10 protein-coding genes and 1 pseudogene are annotated in these 8,422 nt (G+C 58.4%); 10 read left to right on the top strand and 1 reads right to left on the bottom strand.

What is annotated here, in order from left to right; genetic code table 11:
* The 9 genes and pseudogenes from ERD80_RS09425 to tatD form a co-directional block, all read left to right on the top strand.
* Positions 1 to 182: pseudogene (locus tag ERD80_RS09425) on the top strand (tetratricopeptide repeat protein); the annotation flags it as partial.
* 117 nt (positions 183 to 299) lie between these two features.
* On the top strand, positions 300 to 1,811 hold the full coding sequence (gene rmuC, locus ERD80_RS09420; protein WP_136546664.1) for a DNA recombination protein RmuC: 1,512 nt from the start codon (positions 300 to 302) through the stop codon (positions 1,809 to 1,811).
* Positions 1,812 to 1,886: 75 nt separating this feature from the next.
* The gene (ubiE, locus tag ERD80_RS09415) at positions 1,887 to 2,645 is read left to right on the top strand and encodes a bifunctional demethylmenaquinone methyltransferase/2-methoxy-6-polyprenyl-1,4-benzoquinol methylase UbiE (protein ID WP_021506949.1); all 759 of its coding nucleotides are present in this window, start codon (positions 1,887 to 1,889) and stop codon (positions 2,643 to 2,645) included.
* A gap of 6 nt (positions 2,646 to 2,651) precedes the next feature.
* A complete protein-coding gene (locus ERD80_RS09410; protein ID WP_058771077.1) occupies positions 2,652 to 3,257 on the top strand; it encodes an SCP2 domain-containing protein in 606 nt (201 codons plus the stop codon).
* The gene (gene ubiB / locus ERD80_RS09405) at positions 3,254 to 4,891 is read left to right on the top strand and encodes a ubiquinone biosynthesis regulatory protein kinase UbiB (protein WP_021506947.1); all 1,638 of its coding nucleotides are present in this window, start codon (positions 3,254 to 3,256) and stop codon (positions 4,889 to 4,891) included. Before ERD80_RS09410 ends, ubiB begins: the two co-directional genes overlap by 4 nt.
* Before the next feature lie 110 nt (positions 4,892 to 5,001).
* A complete protein-coding gene (gene tatA, locus ERD80_RS09400) occupies positions 5,002 to 5,244 on the top strand; it encodes a Sec-independent protein translocase subunit TatA (protein ID WP_010618194.1) in 243 nt (80 codons plus the stop codon).
* 9 nt (positions 5,245 to 5,253) lie between these two features.
* The gene (gene tatB, locus ERD80_RS09395; protein ID WP_104094213.1) at positions 5,254 to 5,781 is read left to right on the top strand and encodes a Sec-independent protein translocase protein TatB; all 528 of its coding nucleotides are present in this window, start codon (positions 5,254 to 5,256) and stop codon (positions 5,779 to 5,781) included.
* A 2-nt stretch (positions 5,782 to 5,783) separates the two neighbouring features.
* Positions 5,784 to 6,545 (top strand): Sec-independent protein translocase subunit TatC, encoded by a 762-nt coding sequence (gene tatC / locus ERD80_RS09390; RefSeq protein WP_021506945.1) that lies wholly within the window; start codon positions 5,784 to 5,786, stop codon positions 6,543 to 6,545.
* 107 nt (positions 6,546 to 6,652) lie between these two features.
* Positions 6,653 to 7,435: a 3'-5' ssDNA/RNA exonuclease TatD gene (gene tatD / locus ERD80_RS09385; protein WP_058758125.1), complete on the top strand. Its 783-nt coding sequence runs from the start codon at positions 6,653 to 6,655 to the stop codon at positions 7,433 to 7,435.
* On the opposite strand, the gene rfaH is transcribed toward tatD, so the two are convergent.
* Complete coding sequence (rfaH, locus tag ERD80_RS09380; protein WP_031279607.1) at positions 7,432 to 7,920, bottom strand: transcription/translation regulatory transformer protein RfaH; 489 nt, start codon at positions 7,918 to 7,920, stop codon at positions 7,432 to 7,434. The genes tatD and rfaH overlap by 4 nt on opposite strands.
* Before the next feature lie 209 nt (positions 7,921 to 8,129).
* Between rfaH and ERD80_RS09375 the strand changes: the two genes are divergently transcribed.
* Positions 8,130 to 8,422, top strand: a 293-nt coding sequence (locus ERD80_RS09375) for a Type 1 glutamine amidotransferase-like domain-containing protein (protein WP_168926262.1), incomplete at its 3' end; no start/stop codon positions are given.

The raw sequence follows: 8,422 nt of genomic DNA, 5'->3' as shown, positions 1-8,422 counted from the left end.
CCAGCATGGCCGGCAAAGTGGCCAACGCCGAAAATGGCCAGCAGCAGGTGGAGCTGACTTACGGCGGCAACAGCTGGTGCTATCCGGCGAAGGTGAAAAGCGACAGTGAATGGGTGCTGCCGATGCCGTTTTTCCTGATCGACGCCTGGAAAGCGGGCGACCTGACCGTGCGCGCCCTGTAGTTGCCCGGACGATGCCCATCGCGCCCGCGATAAAATCCGCGGGTTGCCATGAATGTTCTGGACATTCATACAGTGGCGCTCTACCTTCTCCTCAGCGAGACGATCCGCGGGGGGATTATGGATCAGCAACTTATCATCAGCGGCGCGCTGGCGCTGGCCGGTTTGGGCATTGGCTGGATTATTGCCCAGCTGCGCGCCGGCCATCAGCACGCCAGCTTCACCACCGAACGCCGCCTGCTGGAACAGGCGCAGCAGCGTCAGCAGCAGCAGCTGGAACAGCTGCAACAGCAACTGCAGCAGCGCGAACAGGAGCTGCGCCAGCTACACGGCACGCTAAGCGGCGCGCAGGAGCGCCTGCAGCAGCTGGATTACTGGCGGGCCGAGAGCGAACAGCTCAGCCGCGAGCTGCGTAATCAGCTGGAAGTTAACCGCGCGCAGGAAGCCGAACTGCGGGAAGTCACCATTCGATTAGAAGAGACGCGTTTCGCCGCTGAGGAGAAGCAGCGTCTGCTGACCAACAGCGAACAGCGCCTGAGTGCGCAGTTTGAAAACCTCGCCAACCGAATCTTCGAAAACAGCGGAAAACGCGTCGACGAGCAGAACCGGCAGAGCCTCAACAGCCTGATCGGCCCGCTGCGCGAACAGCTGGACGGCTTCCGCCGCCAGGTCAACGATAGCTTCGGCCAGGAAGCGCGTGAACGCCACACGCTGGCGCACGAGATTCGTCAGCTGCAGCAGCTCAACGCGCAGATGGCGCAGGAAGCGATCAACCTCACCAAAGCGCTGAAGGGCGACAATAAAATTCAGGGCAACTGGGGCGAAGTGGTGCTCAGCCGGGTGCTGGAGGCCTCAGGCCTGCGCGAAGGCTACGAGTACCAGACCCAGGTCAGCGTGCAGCTGGAGCAGCAGGGCCGAATGCAACCGGATGTGATTGTGCGTCTGCCGCAGGGTAAAGATGTGGTGATTGACGCCAAAATGACGCTTATTGCCTATGAGCGCTACTTCAACGCCGACGACGAGCTGACGCGCGAACAGGCGATTCAGGAGCACATCAACGCGGTGCGCGGCCATATCCGGCTGCTGGGGCGTAAAGATTATCAACAATTGCCCGGTTTACGCTCGCTGGATTATGTGCTGATGTTTATTCCGGTCGAACCGGCGTTTCTGCTGGCGATCGATCGCCAGCCGGAGTTGATCAGCGAAGCGCTGCAGCAAAACATTATGCTGGTCAGCCCGACCACGCTGCTGGTGGCGCTGCGCACCATCAACAACCTGTGGCGCTATGAGCATCAGAGCCGTAATGCCCAGCGCATCGCCGACCGCGCTGCGCGCTTGTACGACAAGATGCGGCTGTTTGTCGATGACATGAGCGGCATCGGGCATAGCCTCGACAAAGCGCAGCAGAGTTATCAGCTGGCGATGAAAAAGCTGGCGCAGGGGCGCGGCAACCTGATCGCCCAGAGCGAGTCGTTTCGTGCGCTTGGCGTAGAGATCAAACGGCCCATCAACCCCCAGCTGGCAGAGCAGGCGCAGCCCGACGCGGCGGATGATACATGGGCCGATGATAGCGAGCCCGCTGAAAATGCGGCAGATTCTTCCGCCGCATCCCTGCGCCGCATCAACGAATAACACGCCGGTGGCGTGCTCGGATCGCCCGACTCTGATACACTTCGGGAAGTATTGTTTGTGGAACAGGTAAAACCGATGGCAGATGAATCACAGCAGGAAACTACCCATTTTGGCTTTCAGACCGTCGCCAAAAGTGAAAAGGCCGATAAAGTCGCGGACGTGTTTCACTCCGTCGCGGCGAAATATGACCTGATGAACGATCTGATGTCGTTCGGCATCCATCGCGTCTGGAAGCGTTTTACCATCGACAGCAGCGGCGTGCGCCGCGGTCAGCGCGTCCTGGATCTGGCCGGCGGTACCGGCGATCTGACGGCAAAATTCTCGCGCCTGGTCGGTGAAACCGGTCAGGTGGTGCTGGCGGACATCAACAGCTCAATGCTGAAGATGGGACGCGAAAAGCTGCGCAATCTCGGCGTAACCGGCAACGTCAGCTATGTGCAGGCTAATGCAGAAGCGCTGCCGTTCCCGGATAACTATTTCGACTGCATCACCATCTCCTTCGGCCTGCGTAACGTGACCGAAAAAGAGAAGGCGCTGGCGTCGATGTTCCGCGTGCTCAAGCCAGGCGGTCGTCTGCTGGTGCTGGAGTTCTCTAAACCGGTTTTCGATCCGCTGAGCAAAGCCTACGACACTTACTCTTTCCACATTCTGCCGCGCATCGGCCAGTTGGTGGCAAAAGACGCGGAGAGCTATCGCTATCTGGCGGAGTCGATTCGTATGCATCCGGATCAGGAAACCCTGAAGGCGATGATGAACGACGCTGGCTTTGAAAATACCAGCTACTACAACATGACCGGCGGCATTGTGGCGCTGCATCGTGGCTTTAAGTTCTGATTAATCATGACTTTTACCCCTCTCATCACCGGCGGTCTTGAGACCGCCCTGAACCGTGTGTTGTACCGCGATCGCAGCCTGAAAACCGCACGCCAGCGTCTGGCCGGCAAAGTCCTGCTGCTGCGCCTGCAGGAGCTGGATTTTCCGCTGGTGCTGGTGTTCAGTGAAAACCAGCTGGATGTGCTGAGTGACTGGCAGGACCGCAGCGACTGCAGCGTCAGCCTGCGTTTCAGCACGCTGCCTAAGCTGCGCGATCGTCAGCAGCTGACCAGCCTGATTCGCAGCGGTGAGCTGGATGTGGAAGGCGATCTGCAGGTGGTACAGCAATTCTCCGCGCTGATGGATCTGGCTGAACTCGACCCGGCGGAATATCTCGCGCCGTGGGTGGGCGACATTGCGGCACAGGGCATCAGCCAGGCCGCTCAGCGTGCGCTGGCCCAGCTCAAACAGCAGGTCACCCGCCGTCAGGATTATCTGGGGCAGGTGCTGACCGAAGAGTGGCGCGTGGCACCGGGGGCGCTGGAGCAGGCGTGGTTTTGTGAGGAGGTAGAAGCGATGGAACGTGCGCTTAATGCGTTTGAGGCGCGTTTGGCACAGCTGGAGGCGAAATGACGCTGGGAGAAATTCGGCGCTTATACTTCATTATCAAAGTTTTTCTGACCTACGGGCTGGATGAACTGATTCCGCATATGCGCATTACGCTGCCGCTGCGGCTGTGGCGGCGCTGTGTTTTCTGGATCCCCAACCGGCACAAAGAAGCCGAGATGGGCATCCGTCTGCGTCTGGCCATGGAGCAGCTCGGTCCGGTTTGGATCAAGTTCGGTCAGATGCTCTCGACGCGCCGCGACCTGTTCCCGCCGAAAATTGCCGATGAGCTGGCGATTCTGCAGGACCGGGTGGCGCCGTTTGACGGCGTGAAAGCCAAAGCGCAGATTGAACGTTCGATTGGCGGCCCGGTGGAAACCTGGTTCGACGACTTCGATATCAAACCGCTGGCATCGGCTTCGATCGCCCAGGTGCATACCGCGACGCTGAAATCCAACGGCCGCGAAGTGGTGATCAAAGTGATTCGCCCGGATATCCTGCCGGTGATCAAAGCTGACATGAAGCTGATTTACCGCCTGGCGCGCTGGGTGCCACGTCTGCTGCCGGACGGTCGCCGTCTGCGTCCGATGGAAGTGGTGCGCGACTACGAAAAAACGCTGATTGATGAACTCAATCTGCTGCGTGAAGCTGCCAATGCGATTCAGCTGCGCCGCAACTTCGACCAGAGCCGCATGCTGTACGTGCCGGAAGTGTTCTCCGACTACTGCAGCGAAACCATGCTGGTAATGGAGCGCATTTACGGCATTCCTATCTCCGACGTTGCCACGCTGGAGCAGCACGGCGTCAACATGAAGCTGCTGGCCGAACGCGGCGTGCAGGTGTTCTTCACCCAGGTGTTCCGCGACAGCTTCTTCCACGCCGATATGCATCCCGGCAACATCTTCGTCAGCTACGAGCATCCGGAAGATCCGCAGTATATCGGCATTGACTGCGGCATCGTTGGCTCGCTGAACAAAGAAGATAAGCGCTACCTGGCGGAAAACTTCATCGCCTTCTTCAACCGCGACTACCGCAAAGTGGCCGAGCTGCACGTCGACTCGGGCTGGGTACCGCCGGATACCAACGTGGAAGATTTTGAGTTCGCGATCCGTACCGTATGCGAGCCGATTTTCGAAAAGCCGCTGGCGGAAATCTCCTTTGGTCACGTGCTGCTCAATCTGTTCAACACCGCGCGCCGTTTCAATATGGAAGTGCAGCCGCAGCTGGTGCTGCTGCAGAAAACCCTGTTGTACATTGAGGGCATCGGCCGTCAGCTCTATCCGCAGCTCGATCTGTGGAAAACCGCCAAGCCGTTCCTGGAGGACTGGATTAAGGATCAGATCGGCATTCCGGCCATCCTGCGGGCGGTGAAAGAGAAGGCGCCGTTCTGGGCGGAGAAACTGCCGGAGCTGCCGGAGCTTTTTTACGACAGTATGCGCCAGCACAAGTTATTGCAGCACAGTGTCGATAAACTTGTCACCGATTTGAACGCGCAGCGCACCCGTCATCATCAGGCACGTTATCTGTTTGGCGTCGGGGCTACACTGTTATTAAGTGGCACCGCAGTGCTGCTGAGCCGGCCTGACTGGGACTTCTTCCCGGCGCTGTTAATGGCCGCCGGCATCGTCACCTGGCTCATCGGCTGGCGCAAGACAAACTGATTGTCTGCCTGGTGCAAATCGCGTAATGTCGCAGGCTTAAGTCCGGGTAAAAACGGACTTTCTGTGCGTTACAGTTAACCGTTTTTCACAGAATATTAGAGGCATATCTCATGGGCGGTATCAGTATTTGGCAATTGTTAATCATTGCCGTCATTGTTGTACTTCTGTTCGGTACCAATAAGCTTCGTAACCTGGGTTCGGATTTAGGCTCTTCCATTCGCGGCTTCAAAAAAGCCATGAGCGATGAAGACGAGAAAAAGGATCAACCGAAAGAGCAGGACGCTGACTTCAACGCCAAACTGGCAGACAAACAGCACACCCCGGCGAGCAAAGACGACGCCCGGGACAAGTAAGGTAAAACTGTGTTCGATATTGGTTTTAGTGAACTGGTATTGGTGTTCGTGATCGGGCTGATTGTACTGGGCCCGCAGCGCTTACCGGTTGCGGTGAAAACCGTTGTTGGCTGGATCCGGGCCATTCGCTCGCTGGCTGCTAATGTGCAGAACGAACTGGCCCAGGAGCTGAAACTGCAGGAGCTGCAGGACAGCCTGAAAAAGGTCGAAGAGGCAGGACGCGGCACGCTGTCGCCGGAGCTGAAGCAATCCATGGAAGAGCTGCGTAAAACCGCGGACTCCATGAAGCGCTCGGTGCAGCAAAGCATCGATATCGAGAAAGCGGAAGATGAAGCCAACACCATTCATCAGCCGCCCGCTGCCGCGCCACAGCCCGCTGCCGCACCGCAGCCCGCAGAGCCGCACAGCGTCGTGACGCCGGCCAGCGCGGCACATCAGGCCAGCGCCCCGGCGCAGGCGCCGCAGCCTGCACCAGCCACCAGCCACAGCGACTCCGTCGCGCCTGCGTCCACTCCTCCCGTAAAAGATGAACGATAAACATGGCCGTTGAAGATACCCAACCGCTCATCAGCCACCTGATTGAGCTGCGCAAGCGTCTGCTGAACTGCATCATCGCGGTGTTTGTTATCTTCCTGTGTCTGGTTTACTTCGCCAACGACATCTATCACGCGGTGGCAGCGCCTCTGATTAGCCAGATGCCCGCCGGCGCCAGCATGATCGCCACCGACGTGGCCTCACCGTTCTTTACGCCGATCAAACTGACCATCATTGTGTCGGTGTTTCTTGCGGTGCCGGTGATTCTTTATCAGGTCTGGGCGTTTGTCGCCCCCGCGCTGTATCGCCATGAGCGCCGCCTGGTGATGCCGCTGCTGTTCTCCAGTACGCTGCTGTTTTATGTCGGCGTGGCCTTTGCCTACTTCATTGTGTTCCCGCTGGCATTTGGCTTCTTCGCCAAAACCGCGCCGCAGGGCGTCACCATCGCCACGGACATCACTAACTACCTCGACTTTGTCATGACGCTGTTCATGGCGTTTGGCGTGGCGTTTGAGGTACCGATTGCCATCGTGCTGCTGTGCTGGACCGGCATTACCAGCCCGGACGATCTGAAAAAGAAACGGCCGTATATTCTGGTCGGCGCGTTCGTGGTTGGGATGTTGCTCACACCGCCGGACGTTTTCTCGCAAACTTTGCTCGCTATTCCGATGTACTGCCTGTTTGAAGTCGGCGTATTCTTCTCCCGCTACTATGTGGGTAAAGGACGTCAGGCGGCAGACGATGAGGAACAGAACCCCGACGCCTGATGTCTTTTATGCAGGGCATCCCGCTGATGGGGTGATGATGAATCTTAACCGCCCGCCTGCCGGGCGGTTTTTCTATCCGTCGCTTTAAGACGGAATGGGGAGCAAACATGTTTGATATCGGTGTAAACCTGACCAGCACGCAATTCGCAAAAGATCGCGATCAGGTGGTAAAACGCGCGCGCGAAGCAGGCGTCACCGGCCTGTTAATCACCGGCACCAATGCCCTGGAGAGCCAGCAGGCGCGTCAGCTGGCGACCCGGCACGCGGGCTACTGCTGGTCGACCGCCGGCGTGCACCCGCATCATGCCAGCGAGTGGTCGGCGGAAACCGCCAGTACGCTGCGCCGCCTGGCTGACAGCGAGCAGGTGGTCGCGATTGGTGAATGCGGACTCGACTTCAACCGTAATCTTTCTGCGCACGAGCAGCAGGAGTACGCGTTTGATGCGCAGCTCCAGCTGGCGGCGGAACTGCAGCTGCCGGTGTTTTTACACTGTCGTGAGGCGCATGAACGTTTTCTGGCGGTGCTGCAGCCGTGGCTGCCGAAACTGGTGGGCGCGGTGGTGCACTGTTTTACCGGCACGCGTGACGAGCTGGAAGCCTGCCTGGCGCTGGGTTTATCGGTGGGCATTACCGGCTGGGTGTGCGATGAACGGCGCGGAATGGCACTGCGTGACATGCTGCCGCTGATTCCGGCAGATCGTCTGCTGCTGGAGACGGACGCACCCTATCTGCTGCCGCGCGATATGCGTCCGCGTCCGACCTCGCGCCGTAACGAACCCTGCTTTCTGCCGCATATCGTTCAGCAGGTGGCGCACTGGCGTGGTGAACAGCCAGACGCACTGGCGGCACGCGTCGACCACAATGCGCGTCAGCTATTCAGACTGGCTTAAACCTTACGGAACTGCTTGTTGTCCACGCTGCGCATCACCTGTTTATTCAGCAGGTTAAGCAGCAGGATTGAGCGGGTTTCACCATCGGGCTCGGCAAAGATAGCGCGCAGCCCTTCAAAGGTGCCGTCGGTGATCAGCACTTCATCACCGACCTGCGGCGTTTCCGGATCCAGCAGGATCTGCGGCGCATCGGTTTGCAGCGCTTCGATCACTTCATACGGCACCGTCGCGGGCATGGCACCAAAGCGCACAAAGTGGCTGACGCCGCGCGTGCTGCTGATGGTGGTGGTGTGAATCGCTTCCGGATCGAATTCGATAAACAGATAGTTGGGAAACAGCGGCTCACTCACGGTGGTGCGTTTGCCGCGCACAATCTTCTCCAGAGCGATCATCGGGCTGAGGCAATTCACCTCCTGCCGCTCAAGATGCTCCTTCGCGCGCAACAGCTGACCACGTTTGCAATAGAGTAAGTACCAGGATTCCATAACTGCTCCCAAATAATGGACGCTAAGAATAACAAACCTGTTGTCAGAGTTATAGCGCATCGGCGGCCGGAAACCCGGTCACACAAGAAAAATCTCTACGAATTTTCCGATTGGTGCGGCGAACTAACGCTTTTCAGCAAGAAAATTGACGTCTGGCGATCATCTGTATCAGACTGCCAACCCATTAGACGAAGAAAAAGGACGGGCTGATGGAACTGTTTTTACTGAGCAATGGCAAAGTGGCCGACGATGCGCCGCTGCTGAGCTATGCGCATCCGCAGCTGCACGCGATGATTGCCCAGCGCGGCATCACCTCGGCGGTGCTGGTGCCCTACGCCATTATTCGTGACGATCACGCCCAGCGTGCGCAGGCGTTGTCTCAGTCACTGGGCATTCCGGTGCGCACGTTACACGAGTTCGAGACACCGGTTGCGGCCATTGAGCAGGCGGAGCTGATTCTGGTGAGCGGCGGCAATACCTGGCTGCTGAACCAGATGCTGCA

Origin of the sequence: Pantoea sp. R102, from assembly GCF_004916815.1 — a bacterium.
Taxonomy (GTDB): domain Bacteria; phylum Pseudomonadota; class Gammaproteobacteria; order Enterobacterales; family Enterobacteriaceae; genus Pantoea; species Pantoea dispersa.
Note: the sequence above shows the minus strand (reverse complement) of the source record. Positions and strands in the feature narration are given on the sequence as shown.

Bases quoted from the DNA above. Each gene is read 5' to 3' on its own strand.
- ERD80_RS09410 (WP_058771077.1), top strand. From the start codon at position 2,652: ATGACTTTTACCCCTCTCATCACCGGCGGTCTTGAGACCGCCCTGAAC.
- tatD (WP_058758125.1), top strand. From the start codon at position 6,653: ATGTTTGATATCGGTGTAAACCTGACCAGCACGCAATTCGCAAAAGAT.
- tatA (WP_010618194.1), top strand. From the start codon at position 5,002: ATGGGCGGTATCAGTATTTGGCAATTGTTAATCATTGCCGTCATTGTT.
- ubiB (WP_021506947.1), top strand. From the start codon at position 3,254: ATGACGCTGGGAGAAATTCGGCGCTTATACTTCATTATCAAAGTTTTT.
- rmuC (WP_136546664.1), top strand. From the start codon at position 300: ATGGATCAGCAACTTATCATCAGCGGCGCGCTGGCGCTGGCCGGTTTG.
- ubiE (WP_021506949.1), top strand. From the start codon at position 1,887: ATGGCAGATGAATCACAGCAGGAAACTACCCATTTTGGCTTTCAGACC.
- tatC (WP_021506945.1), top strand. From the start codon at position 5,784: ATGGCCGTTGAAGATACCCAACCGCTCATCAGCCACCTGATTGAGCTG.
- rfaH (WP_031279607.1), bottom strand. From the start codon at position 7,920: ATGGAATCCTGGTACTTACTCTATTGCAAACGTGGTCAGCTGTTGCGC.